The sequence below is a fragment of the Pseudomonas sp. P1.8 genome, from assembly GCF_001269805.1.
Classification (GTDB): Bacteria; Pseudomonadota; Gammaproteobacteria; order Pseudomonadales; family Pseudomonadaceae; genus Aquipseudomonas.
In genome coordinates, this window is the sequence record NZ_LHVM01000018.1 from 1 (window position 1) to 16,881 (window position 16,881).

At 62.9% G+C, this 16,881-nt stretch carries 14 protein-coding genes; 1 reads left to right on the forward strand and 13 read right to left on the reverse strand.

Features of this window, described 5'->3' with window-relative positions:
* The 13 genes from AD668_RS19930 to AD668_RS19990 all read right to left on the reverse strand — a co-directional run.
* Positions 1-1,286: toxin VasX (locus AD668_RS19930; RefSeq protein WP_371259825.1), on the reverse strand; the 1,286-nt coding region annotated here is incomplete at its 3' end.
* Positions 1,283-2,134 carry a DUF4123 domain-containing protein gene (locus tag AD668_RS19935; RefSeq protein ID WP_053161506.1) on the reverse strand — a complete coding sequence of 284 codons (852 nt, stop codon included), beginning with the start codon at positions 2,132-2,134 and terminating at the stop codon, positions 1,283-1,285. The genes AD668_RS19935 and AD668_RS19930, both read right to left, overlap by 4 nt.
* Positions 2,131-4,155 (reverse strand): type VI secretion system tip protein VgrG, encoded by a 2,025-nt coding sequence (locus AD668_RS19940; protein WP_053161507.1) that lies wholly within the window; start codon positions 4,153-4,155, stop codon positions 2,131-2,133. Before AD668_RS19940 ends, AD668_RS19935 begins: the two co-directional genes overlap by 4 nt.
* A 232-nt stretch (positions 4,156-4,387) precedes the next feature.
* Entirely contained in the window at positions 4,388-5,770 is a 1,383-nt protein-coding gene (locus tag AD668_RS19945) for a DUF1329 domain-containing protein (protein WP_172681845.1), read from the reverse strand.
* Positions 5,771-5,862: 92 nt separating this feature from the next.
* A complete protein-coding gene (locus AD668_RS19950; RefSeq protein ID WP_053161509.1) occupies positions 5,863-7,545 on the reverse strand; it encodes a class I adenylate-forming enzyme family protein in 1,683 nt (560 codons plus the stop codon).
* A 192-nt stretch (positions 7,546-7,737) separates the two neighbouring features.
* On the reverse strand, positions 7,738-8,880 hold the full coding sequence (locus AD668_RS19955; protein WP_053161510.1) for an acyl-CoA dehydrogenase family protein: 1,143 nt from the start codon (positions 8,878-8,880) through the stop codon (positions 7,738-7,740).
* Complete coding sequence (locus AD668_RS19960) at positions 8,877-10,082, reverse strand: acyl-CoA dehydrogenase family protein (RefSeq protein WP_053161511.1); 1,206 nt, start codon at positions 10,080-10,082, stop codon at positions 8,877-8,879. Before AD668_RS19960 ends, AD668_RS19955 begins: the two co-directional genes overlap by 4 nt.
* Before the next feature lie 65 nt (positions 10,083-10,147).
* Positions 10,148-11,317 (reverse strand): acyl-CoA dehydrogenase family protein, encoded by a 1,170-nt coding sequence (locus AD668_RS19965; RefSeq protein ID WP_053161512.1) that lies wholly within the window; start codon positions 11,315-11,317, stop codon positions 10,148-10,150.
* Positions 11,318-11,327: 10 nt separating this feature from the next.
* Positions 11,328-12,506, reverse strand: coding sequence for a lipid-transfer protein (locus tag AD668_RS19970; RefSeq protein ID WP_053161513.1), 1,179 nt, complete (start codon positions 12,504-12,506; stop codon positions 11,328-11,330).
* Positions 12,507-12,523: 17 nt separating this feature from the next.
* Complete coding sequence (locus AD668_RS19975) at positions 12,524-12,943, reverse strand: MaoC family dehydratase (protein ID WP_053161514.1); 420 nt, start codon at positions 12,941-12,943, stop codon at positions 12,524-12,526.
* Entirely contained in the window at positions 12,915-14,048 is a 1,134-nt protein-coding gene (locus AD668_RS19980; RefSeq protein ID WP_053161515.1) for an acyl-CoA dehydrogenase family protein, read from the reverse strand. Before AD668_RS19980 ends, AD668_RS19975 begins: the two co-directional genes overlap by 29 nt.
* An 8-nt stretch (positions 14,049-14,056) precedes the next feature.
* Positions 14,057-15,025 carry an OB-fold domain-containing protein gene (locus tag AD668_RS19985; RefSeq protein WP_082344534.1) on the reverse strand — a complete coding sequence of 323 codons (969 nt, stop codon included), beginning with the start codon at positions 15,023-15,025 and terminating at the stop codon, positions 14,057-14,059.
* 56 nt (positions 15,026-15,081) lie between these two features.
* A complete protein-coding gene (locus tag AD668_RS19990; RefSeq protein ID WP_053161517.1) occupies positions 15,082-15,867 on the reverse strand; it encodes an SDR family oxidoreductase in 786 nt (261 codons plus the stop codon).
* Positions 15,868-16,009: 142 nt separating this feature from the next.
* On the opposite strand from AD668_RS19990, the gene AD668_RS19995 reads away from it, so the two are divergent.
* A complete protein-coding gene (locus tag AD668_RS19995) occupies positions 16,010-16,795 on the forward strand; it encodes an enoyl-CoA hydratase (protein WP_053161518.1) in 786 nt (261 codons plus the stop codon).
* The last annotated feature ends 86 nt before the right edge of the window (positions 16,796-16,881 follow it).

Below are 16,881 nucleotides of genomic sequence, written 5' to 3' on the forward strand. Positions count from 1 at the left end.
TTGTTGAGGTTGGCGTGCTTTTGCGCGCGGTACTCGCGGACGACGAATTCCGCTTCGGTGTACAAGTCCGCCGGAATAAACGCCCGCACCGGGGCGACGATGGCGGCGATGCGCGCATCGCGGGCGGCCGCCTCGGCCTGTGTGGGCTGGCCGCCGTACTGGCGGGCACGGGTTTCGGCCTTGAGTTCCTCATCCAGCCGGTGCTGGGCCTTGAGCATCACCTCGCCCTGCTCGGGCGTGAGGCTGATGTCGCGATCCTTGTATCGGTAGCTGAGCGTGCCGGCCAGCTCGGCGCCGTCTTCGCTGATCAGGCTGCGAATGACCCCCCCAATGCTCAGGCGCAGGTTGTTGTCGCCCAGCCACTGTTCGTGACGCGCCTCCAGCCACTCTTGCTCATGGTTGATGTCCCGCAGCACGCCCAGATCGTCGTCCAGGCAGGCGAACACGCTGAACAAGGGCCCGGCCTGGGATCTGGCGCGGTCCAGCCAGTCCCGGGTGCCCTGCCCGTCCCACAGCTCGGCACTCCACTGACCCGGCGGCTGATCGCTGGCGTCGGGGTACTCGGCGAGGATACGTTCGCGCTCACGAGCGCGGTGCATGGCGTCGGTGTAGGCCTTGATGTTGGCCGGGGTCGGGGCTTTCATCGCCGCGGCGCCCAGCGCGCCGGTGTCTTCACCGCCCTGTTTTTGATCCGCTTTCATCGACCGGGCATAGGTGTCCGGGATGAGTTCGGCCAGCACTTGATCGGCGCTCGCCAGCGGCGGGCAATGGGGCGCTTGCAGCTCGTCGGCCACCGTGCGCAAGGCCACGTGGCGCATGTGCGCTGCGCGCTGGGCATGGCTGTCGCTCAGCGACTGGCAGTGCTCGGCGTTCAGCGGGAACTCGCTGTAGAGCATCCAGGCGTCGTGGATTTTTTCCAGGGCCAGCCCCGCCACGTTACCCTTCTGCAAGAGGGTCGTCTCGTCCTCCAGCGCTTGCTCGCTGAGCAAACCATCTGCCGCGACCGCATAGCGTTTCAACGGACCGTTGTTTTGCCACAGGTAGAGAAAACCGGCCCGCAGGCGCCGTGTCGCCAGGGGATGACTCTGCGTGCCAACCCCGGGCTGGCAGCAGGCCTGGGTGGCGCTTTCTTCCCCCAGGGCATAACGCACCGGCACCACGAACAGTACCGGCTGGTGGGCCGGGCAAGGGGTCAAGGGGCTATTGATATCTTCATGCGGCATCGCCTTGGCGGCACGATCGGCCTGTGCCAGGCGATCGACCATCGCCAGTCTATCTGCGCTCATACAGAGAACTCCTTGTCGGTGAGCAACTGCCGTGTCAGTTCGGCATTCAGGTTTTCCAGGCGTTGTTCTGGCAAAACGCCTGCTTCGGCGAGAATCTGCCCGTAAACCCCATGACCGGGGGCGCAGGGAAAGTCCTCACCCAGCACGGCGTGAAACTTGGCCCAGCACATGACTTCGTCGGCGGCACCGTAGCCCTGTCGCTCAGCGCTGCGTTGGCAGCTCGCAGCCCACTGCTGTTGTGCGGCGTGATCCAACCCTTGCAGGGACTGTGGGAAATGCTGCTGGCTATGCTCGATCAAGCGCCGGGCAAGGCATTGGCGCTTGGCTTGGTTCAAGTGATCCAGTTGTTGCGCAGAAAGGTATAACCAGGGTTTATCCGCGTATTGCGCCGCCGCTTGTTCAGGATTTTCCTGGCGAATAAAACCGGAGCGATCAACCGACTCCGGCAGCATGATGAGTCGAATCGGCCCCATCAGCCCATCACGCTCCGTGGGCAGCAGGTCAGCGAGCCACAAATGGGTGATGCGCGGGTCGTAATACCGGAAAAAGACCGTGACATCGCCCTCGACGCGGGCGTGAATCAGGCTGCGAAGGTGCACTAACAACACTGCCTCATCCGCCTCGGATTCCAGCCAGATACCCGCCGTCTCACTCCACTCTTGTATAAAAGTGCGTGCCAGCGGGCTATTTGGAAGCACCGGCACCAGCACCGGACCCACCGCGTCCAGAGCGTGATAAGCCGTCTGTTGATACAGGGGGTGAAACACCGTATTGCATCCCAATTCAAACAGACGGATCGGCAGGTTGGCGATCTGGGCTGCATCGAGCAGCAAATACGCCTGATTCATGGGTTCACCTGTGCCAGTTTTTGGCACACCGCACAGATCGGGGCAGCAACCTCAGCGGCTTGAACCAAAGCCGCTCCCTGTGCGGCCGGTGATGGAGCAACCGGCGCTTCGATGTTCACGGGAGTATCCGAAAGGGCCGACTGCGCAGGAGGACCCGGCACCGGTGCTCCGCCGATTTGAATCTCTGTGCTGCTGAAAATGCCACCCGGCCCGATCACGATGTGCTGGCCGCCGGCTTTCAAGGTGATGCTGACCCCGGCATCGAGGATAAGATTCGCCCCGGCCTTGAGGTGCACCTGCTGGCCGGCTTCGGCCACCAGCGTCTGGCCGACACGGGTGTGGCTGCTGTGGGCCACCTGCAAATAATCGTTGGCCTTGAGCTCGACCTTGCGGTCGGCAGTCACGGTGCGCCGGTCTTCTGCTTCCAGCACCGTGATGCTGTCGCCCTTGATGGTTTCATGCCGTTGGTTTCCCACCTCCAGCCGGCTGTCGTTGAGGACTTGCTGTTGTAGGTCACGCTGGGCGCGCAGGTAGATCAGCTCCTGGCCGGCGCGGTCTTCGATCGACAGCTCGTTGAAGCCGCCATTGGCCGGTGAGCTGTGGCTGCGCAGCACGGTTCGGGTCTTGTGCTCCGGCAAGGGGTACGGCACGGCGGTAACCGTGTTCGGCACGCAGCCGGTGATCAAAGGCTGGTCGGGGTTGCCCTCCAGAAAGGTCACCAGCACTTCCATGCCGATGCGCGGGATAGTCACCGCGCCAAATTGTTCACCCGCCCACGCGGATGACACCCGCAGCCAGCAGCTGCTCTTGTCACTGTTGCGTTCGGCGCGGTCCCAATGAAACTCGACCTTGACCCGCCCATGTTCATCGCAAAAGATCTCCTCCCCCGCAGGACCGGTGACCCGGGCGGTCTGGCTGACCAGCTGCGAGGCGCGCGCGAGCAGCGGCGGACGATAAAACACGTCCCAGGGAATTGCGCCAAAGCTGTTGCGATAGCCCTGGGTAAAGCCGTCTTCAGGCTGGACGTCGCTGCTGACCGACTCTTCAAGCACCTGGGGTTGTTTGCCCCGGTGATGGACACTGAGCAGCAACCACAAGTCGTTGTAGGCTTGCCGCGGGTGCTCGCTCAGGCCAAAGAAATGACCGCTGCGCAGGCTCGGCTGGTCGCTTTGGCCTTCGGCCAGTTGGTAGTCGACACGGTGCCGCTCCAGCGCCTGACGGGCCAGTTGTCGGCCGAGTTTTTCATTCTCGATCAGCGCCGGGTAACGGTAGTCTTCGAGTGTCGGGGTAAACCCGGCGGTGATCTGGCTTTCCAGCAAGCGGCTGGGGCGCTTCAAGTCATAGCCGCGGCGCGTGGCCGTGCTGGTTCGGGTGCTCAAGCGCAGGGAGAACTGGCTGACCACCGGATGCTCGGCGACCAGGCCAGAACCTGGCTGACAAGGCGTTTCGCCGAGTTTGGGGAGCCAGGTCTGATCGTCGCTGAAGACCAGGTGATGCCCATCCGGGCTGTGTTGATGGTGCCAGGCAATCCCGTCTTCGCTGCACAGCCGCTGGATGAAGTCGAAGTCGCTTTCCCCGTATTGCGTGCAGTATTCACGCACGGGACTGGTGCTGACGTTGAAGGTGAACGCATCGGCCAGGATGCCGTGCGCCTCGAGCACTTGCTTGACGATCTGCGGCACGCTCTGGTGCTGGAAAATCCGCTGGTTGTGGCTGAACTGCAAGTAGTGCAGCGCCGGCACCAGGGTCAAATGGTAGCGCGTCAGGCGCTTGCCGGACGCACCGACCGACACCTCTTCGATACGCCCATGAAGGCCTTCGCCGTTGTGACCAAACCGGAGAAAGGCCGGCTGGCTGAGCAGGCTCTCCAGGTCCAGATCCGGGTACTCGCTGACCAACTCCACCCGGATCGCATACAAGGTGCTGATGCTTTCGACACCGTCAAACGCCAGGACCTTGAAATCGTTGCGTACGGTGGGAATTTTCAGTTCGAAATGCGCGGTATGGGCCGATGCGAACATAAGCTGATCCTTGAGCTGAGAACGACAACCGCGCGAACCCCAAACCAGGACGGCATGGACAAGCGGTTACGGCCGGGCAAGCTAACAAGAAGGCACAAGGGTGAATGCCGGAAAAATCCACTGATCACGTCGGAAATTTCCGTATTTTCAGAATGTTGTTGTTTGAACCAAAAAAAACCCCATCGAAATTCGACGGGGCTTTTGTCATTGCAGTGTCTCGATCGGTAAAGGCTTACCGCCCGATCGCCCGCGCCGCATCCGCGGTGTATTGGTCCGGGGTGAATTTACCTTCGTTGAGGATCGGCCCCTTTTTCGCTTCGTTGGTCATGCCGTAACCGGTGTACTGGCCAGAGTTCAAGTCCATGAAGAACTGTGAACCGGCCTGCCAGCCGCTCATGTCAGGGTGGTAGTAGTAGTTGATCATGGCGTGTTTCCACAGTTGCCCACGGGCGTCGTAGTTGTCGGCCATGACCGCGTTCCAGGTGTCTTCGTCGATGAACAGCACACGCTTGCCATAGACATGGCGAAAGCCTTCCTTCAAGTCGGCTTCCAGCACCCACACGCGACGCAACTCATAACGCATGAGATCGGGGTTGGGGTGGTTGGGGGTCAACATCTCGGAGAGCTTGACGGTCCCGGCGTTGGGTTTGTAGGCGTTGGCCGGGCTGTAGATCTCTCGCTTGCCGACCAGCTTCCAGTTGAAACGCTCCGGTGAGCCGTTGAACAAGCGGTCCTCATCGACGGTCATGGTGCCGTTGGTGCCGATCATCGGCTGATCGTAACCGTAGCCCGGCAGTTGCCGCACACGCCGGGTGGACGGGCTGTAAGACCAGGCCTGACGCGACTCGACGGCGAAGTTGTAGGGTTCGTGGGAAATGCTCAGGGTGCCGTTGTCGCGGGCCGGTTTGAGGGTCATGTTGTTGCTCATGGCCTGGATCTTGCCATCCGTGGTGGGCTCGACGGTTGGCGAGTTGGCCTGCGACAGGTTGCGTGCATAGGCACGGCCCCAGCCGATGCTGCCATTGGGCAGGACCGAGGCCAGGTCAGAGGTCTTTTCCTCAGTGTAGGCACGCGCCGGCAACTGGTGGTTCCACAGCAGTTCCATGCCGTTCTTGGGTATCGGAAACGGCACCTGGCCCAGCCCTTCAAAACCTGCCCCGTCATTGACCAGCTTGGCATTCAGGGCATTGCTCATGGCCCGCTTGCACACGTAATCGGGGTAGCGGAAATCCCGATGGCCGGGGTAAATGTTCATCTTGTAGGTAGTCGGATACTTCTTCAGCAGCGCCTTCTGCCCTTCGGTCAAGTGTGCCTCGTACTGGCTCATGTTCTGCGCAGTGATCACCAGGACCGGCTTCTCCGCCGCGTAGGGATCCACCGGCTGGTCGCCGGAGAATTTCACATGATTCCAGCCTGGGACTTCACCCAGGTATTTGCCGGTGTACGGCGGAATGGTGCCCTCGGCGTTGCCGGCTTGCTCGGCGCCGACACAGGTCAGCTCCTTGCCCAGCCTGGCTGCTTCCTGGGGTGTTACCGCGGCGTGCGCATAACCCATCAGCCCGCTATTGGCTGTGACTGCGACCGCGAGCATGAGACCTGTTCTTGTTATTTTCATGTGATGCCTCCTTCGCTGATAAGGCTTTGTGGAATGGACCCATTGTTCGTGTTCTGCCGGCCCCGACATCGTCCGGAAAGACTAAGGCGGCGTCAGGCGTCCAACTTTTCTTGCAGTTGTGCCTTGAGCACCTTGCCGGTGGCGTTGCGTGGCAAGGGTTCGAGTACCCGATAGACCTGCGTCGGCACTTTGTAGGCGGCCAGGCGCTCGGCGATGAAGGCGCAGATCTGCGCCTCCTGGGGCAGCGTCGAAGCCTGGCCATGCACGGCCAGCCCCACGACTTCACCCAGCAGCGGGTCGGCGATGGCGAATGCGGCCGCTTCCAACACACCGGGCATATCGAGGATGCAGGTTTCGATTTCAGCGGCAGAAATTTTCTCGCCACCCCGGTTGATCAATTCCTTGACCCGACCGGTGATACTGAGGAACCCCTCATCGTCGAGACAGCCGATATCGCCGGTGTCGAGCCACCCGTCGCGCAGGCTTTGCGCAGTGGCTTGCGGCAGGTTCCAGTAGGCGCTCATCAGGGTCGGCGAACGCAGCCAGATCACCCCGCTTGTGCCGGCCGGCTGTGGCTGGTGCGGATCGTCGCCAATGCGGATGTCGACTATCGGCAAGGCCCAACCGGCGACCGCAGGCTTGTAGACGAAGGGATCGCCACCGATGGCCGCACCGATGCCGTTGCTTTCGGTCAGGCCGTACCCGGCACCGCCGATGATGTCGGGCTTGAGCTTGAGCATGTTGTCCAGCACGCCGGCGGACGAAGCTGCACCGCCCAGTCCGAGACCGAACAGGCTGACGGTGTGCTCGCCGCCGAAACGTGGTGAAGCAAGCAGTTGCTGCATCATCACCGGTGCCCCGTTGAACTGGGTGCAGCGCTCATCGCGAATGAGGTCGATGGCACGTTCGACATCCCACTTGTACATCAGCATCAAACGCCGACCGCCGCGTATTGCCGACAGGAACTGCGCATGCAAGCCGCTGACATGGAACAGCGGCACTGCCGCCAGAGTGGTGGGTGGATAGCCGCTGTTGATCACCACGCCGATACGCTCGGGCGAGCTCATGGCGCAAAACGCACCCTGGAAATCCAGGGCGAAAATCGCCTGACAGATGGCCCGGTGACTCGACACCGCGCCCTTGGCACGACTGGTGGTGCCCGAGGTGTAGAGGATCAGTGCCGGCGTCTCGGGGTCGATGTTCAGCACCGGCAACGGCAATGCCGGGGCGCTGATCAGGTCTTCAAAATGCAGGCAGTGGTCGGGCAACGTTCCTTCGTGAACACCGACGACAATCGTGCCTCGCTGCTCACGGGCCAGATCTTCATACAGCGTATCGAGGCGTGCCTCATCACACAGCAGCAGGCGCGAACCACTGTCCTGCAGCGCGTACTGCAGCTCGTCGCGCAGCCCCCAGCTGTTGAGCGGCACACACACCGCACCACAGCGCACGATCGCGGCGAAGGCCACCAGCCACGCCGGTTGGTTGCGCATGGCAATCGCCACCCGCTCGCCCGGCTGCAAGTCGAAGCGGGCAACCATCTGCCCGGCCAGGCGGTCGACCTGATCGTAGAACTGATTGAAGGTCAGGCGTTGCGTCTGCCAGACCAGGAATTCACGGTCACCGTGAACCCGACCCGCGTCGATCACCTGCAGCAGGTCGTGTGCAGCGTGACGGAAGTAGCGTGGCGCGCCGTCATCAGGCGTCACCACTTCAAACGGCGCACCGGGGGCGATCAGTTGCCGCCACGCGGTTTGCCAGCGTTCAATGCTCATTTGTGTTTTCTCCAGGACAGCCGTGGTTGCACATCCGCAGGTGTGCAATTGAGCCAATGTCAGTCGGTCAAGCGACATCCCTGTGGGAGCGAGCCTGCTCGCGATGAGGGCGTGTCAGTCGACATCAATGCCGACAGTTACACCGCTATCGCGAGCAGGCTCGCTCCCACAGGCGTTGACTGCCTACAGGTACTACGCGTGGGTCGAATAACGTTCGCAATGGAAATCCCGGTCACCCAGGCAGCTCTGGGCAACCCGGACTCGCTTGAGGTACAGGCCGACGTCCAGCTCGTCAGTGACGCCGATACCGCCGTGCATCTGCACGGCTTCGTTGGCCACCTTGATCGCCGTGTCGCCGGCCTTCCATTTCGCCAGGCTGACCAGCCGCGCCCGTGCCCCGGGGTCGAGGCCGGTGTCATCGAGGGTCGCCAGCGCGGCCATCAGGGCGCTGCGGCTCAGCGCCAGGTCGATGTACATCTGCGCGGCGCGATGTTGCAGAACCTGGAAGGTGCCAATGGCGGTGTCGAACTGCACGCGGGTCTTGAGGTATTCCAGGGTGGTTTCGAACAGCTGCTCGGCCATCCCCAGCAGCTCCGCCGCGAGACAGGTGCGGCCACGGTCCAGCGCGGTTTCCAGCGCAGTCCAGCCCTCGCCCAAGGTGCCCAGCAACGCATCGCTACTCAAATGCACCTGATCCAGTTGCAGGCGTGCGCTGTTGCGCGAATCGATCAGCGACAAGGCGCTGACGGTCAATCCCGGTGTATCGGCCGGCACCAGGAACAGGCTGATGCCTTGCGTCTCGCCAGGCTGGCCGGACGTGCGCGCCGCGACCACGTAGGCATCGGCACCCAAGCCGTCGACCACCCAGAACTTGTCGCCGTGCAAGCGATAGCCCTGCCCCTCGGCCTTGGCCTCAAGGGCGATGCGGCTAGGGTCGTGACGCGAGTGTTCGTCCATCGCCAGGGCCAGGCGCTGTTCGCCGCCGATCAGTGCTTGCAACCAGTGCGCCTTCTGCGCCGGACTGCCCGCCAGCAGCACCAGTGAACCGCCAAGCACCACGCTGGACAACAGCGGCATGGCGGACAGGTTGCGACCCATGGATTCGAAGATCGGCCCAAGGCCCTTGCAACCGAAATCCAGGCCGCCAAAGGCTTCCGGAAACGCAATCGCACTCCATCCCAGGTCGACGGCGTCCCGCCACAGTTGCGCATCGAAACCCGACCGCACTGCGTCATCGCGCAGTCGACGCTGGGCACTGACCGGGCTGCGGGCGGCGAGAAAGTCCCGGGCGCTGTCGGCCAGCAAACGCTGTTCATCGCTATAACGCAGGCTCATGGGGTGACTCCTTTTTTGGCGTCGGGCAAGCCCAGCACGCGCTTGGCGATGACGTTCAACTGGACCTCCGAAGATCCGCCGGAAATGGTCAGCGCATAGCTGTTCAACCAGGAGCGGGTCACCGCCAGTTGCTGCTCGCTGAATGCCGCGCTCTCCCAGCCGAAGGCATGCCCGGCCATGGCATCGAGCAGCACTTCGAACTTGTCGCGTTCCTGTTCGGTGTGCACCAGTTTCATGATCGACATCAGGCCACCGATGTCGTCGCCGGCCCGCGCCTCTTCGCCCATGCGCTGCACGGTGAGGTTGTAGGCCTGCTCGTTCATCGCACAAGCGGTGGCGCGAGCGTGCAATGCGTGTTCACTCTGACTCTGTGGCGCCGGTACGTATTCGCGCATCAGGGCCAGCAGATCGACGTGCGACGGCAGACTGAACTCGCCGAATTTCGACATCGCCTTGCGTTCGTGCTGCAGCAGATACTTGGCCAGGTTCCAGCCGCCGTTCAACGGCCCGATCAACTGGCTCTTGGGCACTTTCACGCTGTCGAAGAACACCTGGCAGAACGCCGACTTTCCGCTGATCAAATCGATCGGCTGCGGCTTCACGCCGGGACTGCGCATGTCCAGCACGATCAAGCTGATGCCTTCGTGTTTCGGCGCGCTGAAGTCGGTGCGCACCAGGGCATACATCCAGTCGGATTTGTCGCCGTAGGACGTCCAGATCTTGCTGCCGTCCACCACGAAGTGATCACCAGCATCGCGAGCGGCCATTTTCAGGCTGGCCAGGTCGGAACCGGCGTTCGGCTCGGAGAAGCCCTGGCACCAGCGCACTTCACCGCGGGCAATCGGCGGCAGCAGATCACGTTTCTGTTGCTCGCTGCCGTAAGCCAGCAACACCGGCCCGAGCATCCAGATGCCGAGGTTGATCTGCGGCGGCCGGCATTTGATGCGACGCATCTCGCTTTCCAGCACCGCCAGTTGTTCGTCACTCAGGCCCGCACCGCCATATTCCTCAGGCCACTCGGGACAGAACCAGCGCTTGTCGCGCATGCGTTCGAACCACAGGCGCGCGTCTTCACAGGGAAACTGCGGGTTCTGGCTGCCCCACACCACATCGCCTTCAGCCATGCCCGTGCGCATCGACAGCGGGCAATTGGCCTCCAGCCAGGCACGGGTGTCGTGCCGAAATTGCTCGATAGTGCTCATGAAAGTCCCCTTCGACCCGCCCCGGATCCGGAGCGAGTACGCTTTTTGTTTTTGATGGACCGGTGTCAGCGTTGGGTGCGCGGCATGCCGAGGCCAAACTGGGCGATCAGCTCGCGCTGGATTTCATTGGTGCCACCGCCAAAGGTCAGGGTCGTGGCAGAGCGCAATTCATACTCCAGAGCCCCCTCCAACAACGTCGCCGCCGAACCGCTGCGCATCGAACCATTGGCACCGACGATTGCGGCCAGCCGGCGCAGAATTTCGATAGCCGACTCGGAGCCGTAAACCTTGGTGGTCGAACTCAGCGCAACGCTCATACGGTCGAGCTCGAGGTCGGCGGCAATGCGCATGTTGATCAGGCGCATGGCCTCAAGACGCGCATAGCACTCGGCCAGCGAGCTGCGCACCCAGGCCTTGTCCATCGCCCGACGGCCCTGTTCATCGCGGGCCCGCGCCCACAGGTAAACCCGGCGAAACAGCGCGACGACCTTGTCCGACCAGGTGCCCAGGCCGAGACGTTCGTGGTTCAGCTGCGAGGTGATCAGCTTCCAGCCTCCGTGCAACTCACCCACCAGCATCTCGTTGGGCACCCGCACGTTGTCGTAGTAGGTGGCTGCCGTCGGATTGCCGACGGTGCGAATCAGGGTGTGAGAGAAGCCCGGGGTCGTGGTGTCGACGATCAGCAGCGAAATGCCTTTGTGCCGCGCCTGGGTCGGATCGGTACGAGCCGCCAGCCAGACGAAGTCGGCCGATTCGGCACCCGAGGTCCACAGTTTGTTGCCATTGACCACGAAGCCTTCATCGTCCTGGCGAGCGCTGGTTTTGAGCACGGCCAGGTCACTGCCGGCATCCGGCTCCGAGTAGCCGATGGCAAACATGATCTCGCCGGCGGCGATGCCGGGCAGGAAGCGTTCTTTCTGCAGCTCGCTGCCGTGTGCCATCAACGCCGGACCTACGGTACTGATGGTCACGAACGGTAGTGGCGCCCCGGCGATGTTGGCTTCTTCGAAGAAGATCAACTGTTCGGTGGCGGCGTAACCCTGGCCGCCATGGGCCTTGGGCCAGCCAACCGCGAGCCAGCCGTCGCGCCCCATCTGGCGGATGGTCTGGCGATACAGCTCGCCGCCTTCCTTGCCGCGCAATTGCTCGCGCATGTGCGGGGTCATCAGGGCCTGGAAATAGTCCCGCACCTTGAGGCGCAGGGCATGTTGTTCGGGGGTGAGGTCGACGAACATCTGCTGCTCCTTACACTGCGCCGAGAATCAGGCCGCTGGTGGGTACGCCGGTACCGGCGGTGACCAGCACGTTCTGTACATCCGCCACCTGGTTGACTGCCGTACCGCGCACCTGACGCACCGCTTCTGCGATGCCGTTCATGCCGTGGATATAGGCTTCGCCCAGTTGCCCGCCATGGGTGTTGATCGGCAGTTTGCCGCCACGGGCGTGGTGCCCGGCGCGGATGAATTCCTTGGCTTCGCCGCGTTTGACGAAACCGAACTCTTCCAATTGCGGCAACACGAACGGGGTGAAGTGGTCATAGATAATCGCGGTCTGGAACGCATCAGGCCCCAGGCCCGACTGGCGATACAGCTCGCGGGCAACCACGCCCATTTCCGGCAGGCCGGTGATGTCTTCGCGGTAGAACGAGGTCATGCTCTGCTGACCGTGGCTGATGCCTTGGGAACCGGCCTTGATGGTCACCGGTTTCTGCCGCAGGTCACGGGCGCGTTCGGCCGAAGTGATGACCATCGCCACAGCGCCATCGGACTCCTGGCAGCAATCGAGCAGATGCAGCGGTTCGCAGATCCAGCGCGAAGCCTGGTGTTCTTCCAGGGTGATCGGCTTGCCGTGGAAAAACGCCTGCGGGTTGGTCGCGGCGAAATCCCGTGCGGCCACCGCCACCCGACCGAAGTCTTCGCTGGTGGCACCATAGGTGTGCATGTAGCGCTGGGCGAACATCCCGACCCAGGCGGCCGGTGTATGGAAGCCGTGGGGCATGTACCAGCCGTAGTTGACGTTGTCGAAGGTCGGTGTGTTGGCAAAACCGTAGGCACCGGTGCCGAAGCGATACCACGAACGTTCATTCATGGCGCGATAGACCACCACCACTTTCGCCATCCCGGTGGCCACCGCCATCGCTGCGTGCATCACCGGCCCGCAGGCTGCGCCACCGCCATGGGGCACTTGGGAGAAGAACTTCACATCCTTGCAGCCCAGCAACCGGGCAATTTCGTACTCCGGGACCTTGTCCACCGAGTAAGAGCTGAAGCCCTCGACCTCGGACGGATCGATACCGGCATCCTTGAGCGCACTCAAGGTGGCCTCCAGGGCCAGGCGCAATTCGGTGCGTCCGGAGTTCTTGGAAAATTCGGTCGCGCCCAGGCCAACGATCGCGGCGCGCCCGGAAATCGATGAATCAGTCATCTGTGTCTCTCCGGCTGTCAGGGCAGGACCAGCGCGACCGTGCCGGTCACGTGGTTGCCCATGGAATTTTTGCCGCTCAAAGTGATTTCCACCGAACGAGTGTGCGCATCAACATCGGTGACGCTGCCATTGAAGGTCATGCAGTCGCCGGGATAGTTCGGCACGCCGAGCTTGATTTTCAGTGCGGTGAATTGCGCCAATGGCCCGGCCCACTGCTCGATGAACCGCTGCACCAGCCCGTTGGTGGTGAGGATGTTCATGAACACATGGGGTGAACCCAGGGCACGGGCCGCCTCCGCATCGTGGTGACCGGGGAAGTAGTCACGGGTGGCAATCGCGCCGCCGTTGATCAGCGTCACCGTGATCGGCACGGCAAGCTCCGGCAGTGCTTCGCCGGGGCGCACGTCTTCAAAGCGCTTGGTGTTCTTCGAGGTCATATTTCCATCCCAGCTTGTCGTTATCGTTGAGCCAGTCGCCCAGGCGTTCCAGGCTTGCTGCCGAGCCACCGAGGGCAAGGCACAGACCGCGGCTCCAGTAGAGAAAACGGTGGATCGGGTACGTCAGGTCGACGCCGATGCCGCCATGCACATGCTGTGCGACATGCCCGATGCGATGTCCGGCTTCACAGGCCATCCACGCGGTAGCCAGGGCTTCGGAGGGTGCCTGCAGATCCGCATCGATGCGGTAGGCCAGTTGCCACAGCACCGTGCGCAAGGCTTCAACGGCAATGTGGTTGTCGGCCATGCTCATCTGCACCGCCTGGAAGCTGCCGATGCTGCGCTCGAACTGTCGGCGCTCGCTGACGTACTCCACGGTGCGACGGATCTGCTCTTCGCTGACCCCCAATTGCAGGGCCGCCAATGCCGCCACACTGCGCAGTTCCAGCCAGGCGACAGCCTCGGTCGGCAACAGCGCCGAGGCGTCCACGGTCAAGCCTTCGATGTGCAGGTCGGCCACCGCTTCGCCGTGGGTCAGCACCGCCGACACCCGTTGAATTTCAGGCGCCGCCAGGTCGAGCAGCAGCAAGCGCGGCTGGCCCTCGGCCTGCACCAGCACCAGTGCGGCGCGGGCCTGGTCACCCAGTGACAAGGCTGCGACCCGACCATTGATCGACCAGCCCCCGACATTCGCCTGTGCCTGCAACTCAATGCCCCGCGCACTGCTCAAGCCGTCGATGGACAGGCTCAGCAACACCTCGCCGGATGCCGCCTTGGCCACCCACTCCGCGCTGTCGTCAGCGCCGAAACGCGCCAGGGTCGCGGCCGCCAATTGATGACGCCACAACGGCACCTGGGCCAGGGCCTTGCCCTGGGCTTGCAGCACCAGCATCAGTTCGGTCATGCCCAGGCCGCTGCCGCCGTGTTCTTCGGGAATCGCCAGGGCATGCAGGCCGGTCTCGATGCACAGCGCCCAGAGCGGCGCCATCATCGGCTCGCCACTGGTATCCCACTGGCGCATGTAGTCGTCATGGCAATGGTCGACAAACAAGCCGTCAGCCATTTGCGCAATGGCGCGCTGGTCTTCGCTCAATTCGAAATCCATGGTGGCTCCTATGCCTCTACCGGCCGGAACAACGGCAGGGTCAGCTGGTCATCGAAGGTCTGGAACTCGACCTGCAAACGCTGGCCGATCTGCAATTGCTCACGCTCGATACCGACCAGGCCTGCGATCAGGCGCACGCCCTCTTCCAGTTCGATCAGGCCGATCGGGTTGGGGTAATCGAACGGTGGTACTTCGGGGTAGTGCATCACCACAAACGAATACAAGGTGGCGCGGCCGCTGGCTTGCAGGGTGTCCCAGTCGAAGCTGTGGCATTCAATGCACACCGGTGCCGGTGGATGACGCAGGGTCTGGCAGGCGCTGCAACGCTGGATCAACAACTGGCCCTTGTCGCAGCCTTCCCAGAAGAACCGCGTGTCGTCGCTGATGCCCGGCAAAGGGCGCTTGGCCTTGACCGGTGCCGCCTCAACCTTGGCCGGCGCCTGGGCATTGGCCGCGCGGAACTTGAAGACGCGAAACAGCAGCTGGCCCACCGGCTCGTCGCCGCCAGCTTTTTCGACGAAGTGGCTCATCACCAGGGTGACGAAAAAACCCGTGCCCAGGGCGGTGGTTTTCTCATCGCCCACCGAATCCAGGCGAGTGGTGTAGTAGAGCTTTTCGCCCAGGCGCACCGGGCGGGTGAAGCTCAGCTCGGAGTTCACTGCTACGGTGGAGGCATAGCCGTAGGCTTCCATTTCCTTGAGCACCTCGTACGGGTTCTCGTCGGTGGAGCCAGGCGGATAGTTATTGGCGTGCAGGCCTTCCATGGTCCACACCTGCAACATTGCCGGCGGCGCGATCAGGCCCTCATGTAGCGTGCCCAGGGCAAAATCAGCGTCGGTGTACAGCGGGTTGTCCACGCCCATGACTTCGCACCATTGGCGAATCATCGGTGCGTTGACTTCGTCCCAGGCATACACGCGGCCGTACTGGCGCCCCACCAGGGCGCGCACATTGGATAGCAATTGTGGATCAGCCAAAGTCGTCTCCTTCAGATTGAAGGCGGCCACCGAACCCGGTCGCCGCAATAGGTCGATCAGGTGGGCAGAACCTGCGCGGCACCGAGAAATGCCGGGCGTTCACCACCGCCATGGAGCAACAGGTTGCAACCGCTGGCGTAACTGGCCAGTGGTGATGCGATGTAGAGGCAGGCATTGGCGATGTCTTCGGCCACCGCCATGCGCGCGGCCGGAATACCCGCAGCGACGGCCGCGATACCGGCCTCGGAGCCATAGTGCAGATGCGCCTGTTCGGTCAGCACCAACCCTGGGCTGACCGTGACCACCCGTACCTTCGGCCCCCACTCCACCGCCAGCGATTGCACCAGCGCCAGCACCCCGGCCTTGGCCGCGCCGTAGGCTGCGGTACCTGGCGAGGAGCGCAACGCACTGATGCTGCCGATAAAGACGATGCAACCGCCCTGGGCCTGCGCCTGCATCAGCCGGTTGGCGTGCTGGGCGACGTTGAGCGGTGCGATCAGATTCAGCCCGATGATGCTTTCGTGAAACCTCGGCGAAGCCGTAGCCGCGTCGGCAGACGGGCTGCCGCCGGCGTTGTTGATCACCACGTCGAGACGCCCGAAGTCGCGCTCGATGCTGGTGAACAGGCGTTGCAGGGAATCGTGGTCACGCACATCGGCGGCAATGAAACTTGCGCTCTTGCCACCCAGTGTCGGCACCTGCTCAGGTTCGCGCCGGGCACAGACGATCACCCGTGCGTTGGCAGCGAGGAACCCCCGTGCGATACCGGCGCCGATGCCCTTGGTGCCACCGGTGACCAGCACCACTTTGCCGCTGTAATCAAGACCCGAATGCAGCTCCATCATGTGCTCCTTTCTCTACTGACAAGGGTCACTCTAGGGACGAACTGCGGGGCAAACTACGTCTGAACGGACGATGAAAATTCAACCTCGCGAACAGGACACTGGCGGCCATTCACACCTTGACTGCTCTTTGAGGCTGCCCATGTCCGACTCATTCGCTGCACCGGTTCTGCTCGAACGTCCACTGCCCGGTGTGGCCCTGCTGCGCCTCAATCGCCCGCAGGCGACCAATGCCCTGAGCCTGGAGCTGCAGGCGCTGCTGTCGCGGTATTTCAGTGAGTTGGCGATCGATCCCGAGGTGCGCTGCATCGTGCTGACGGGCGGTGACAAGGTGTTCGCGGCCGGTGGCGACATCAACAGCATGGCCGGGGTCGGCGCCATCGATATCTACAAGCGCCACACCGAGCGGGTCTGGGGGCCGATCCAGCATTGCCCGAAGCCGGTGATCGCGGCGGTTTGCGGTTACGCCTATGGCGGTGGTTGCGAGCTGGCGATGCACGCCGACCTGATCGTCGCCGGGCGCAGTGCGCGCTTCTGCCAACCGGAAATTCGCATCGGCATCATGCCCGGTATCGGCGGTACCCAACGGTTGGTGCGCGCGGTGGGCAAGGTCAAGGCGATGCGCATGGCACTCACCGGGCAACCGATCAGCGCCGAAGACGCCTGGGTCGCCGGGTTGGTCAGCGATCTGGTGGACGATGACCAGGTGCAGTCCCACGCCCTGGAACTGGCCCGCGTCATCGCGGCGATGCCGGCCCTGGCCGCCGAGCAGATCAAGGAAGTGATCCTGGCCGGCATGGACGCGCCGCTGGAAACCGGCCTGGCCCTGGAACGCAAGGCCAACGCCCTGCTGTTCGCCTCACGGGACCAGAAGGAAGGCATGCAGGCGTTCATCGACAAACGCCCGGCGCAGTTCGAAGGGTATTAAGCGCTCGTCAACCGAGGCGCAAAACCCGGGCGGCCTGGTCGGTAGCTCGTGCACATTTCCCCGTAGGAGCTGCCGAAGGCTGCGAT

What these genes read in the sequence shown, in the direction of transcription:
- AD668_RS19995 (WP_053161518.1), top strand. Translation starts at nt 16,010, where the DNA reads ATGTCCGACTCATTCGCTGCACCGGTTCTGCTCGAACGTCCACTGCCC.
- AD668_RS19940 (WP_053161507.1), bottom strand. Translation starts at nt 4,155, where the DNA reads ATGTTCGCATCGGCCCATACCGCGCATTTCGAACTGAAAATTCCCACC.
- AD668_RS19990 (WP_053161517.1), bottom strand. Translation starts at nt 15,867, where the DNA reads ATGGAGCTGCATTCGGGTCTTGATTACAGCGGCAAAGTGGTGCTGGTC.
- AD668_RS19960 (WP_053161511.1), bottom strand. Translation starts at nt 10,082, where the DNA reads ATGAGCACTATCGAGCAATTTCGGCACGACACCCGTGCCTGGCTGGAG.
- AD668_RS19980 (WP_053161515.1), bottom strand. Translation starts at nt 14,048, where the DNA reads ATGGATTTCGAATTGAGCGAAGACCAGCGCGCCATTGCGCAAATGGCT.
- AD668_RS19965 (WP_053161512.1), bottom strand. Translation starts at nt 11,317, where the DNA reads ATGTTCGTCGACCTCACCCCCGAACAACATGCCCTGCGCCTCAAGGTG.
- AD668_RS19935 (WP_053161506.1), bottom strand. Translation starts at nt 2,134, where the DNA reads ATGAATCAGGCGTATTTGCTGCTCGATGCAGCCCAGATCGCCAACCTG.
- AD668_RS19950 (WP_053161509.1), bottom strand. Translation starts at nt 7,545, where the DNA reads ATGAGCATTGAACGCTGGCAAACCGCGTGGCGGCAACTGATCGCCCCC.
- AD668_RS19945 (WP_172681845.1), bottom strand. Translation starts at nt 5,770, where the DNA reads ATGAAAATAACAAGAACAGGTCTCATGCTCGCGGTCGCAGTCACAGCC.
- AD668_RS19970 (WP_053161513.1), bottom strand. Translation starts at nt 12,506, where the DNA reads ATGACTGATTCATCGATTTCCGGGCGCGCCGCGATCGTTGGCCTGGGC.
- AD668_RS19975 (WP_053161514.1), bottom strand. Translation starts at nt 12,943, where the DNA reads ATGACCTCGAAGAACACCAAGCGCTTTGAAGACGTGCGCCCCGGCGAA.
- AD668_RS19955 (WP_053161510.1), bottom strand. Translation starts at nt 8,880, where the DNA reads ATGAGCCTGCGTTATAGCGATGAACAGCGTTTGCTGGCCGACAGCGCC.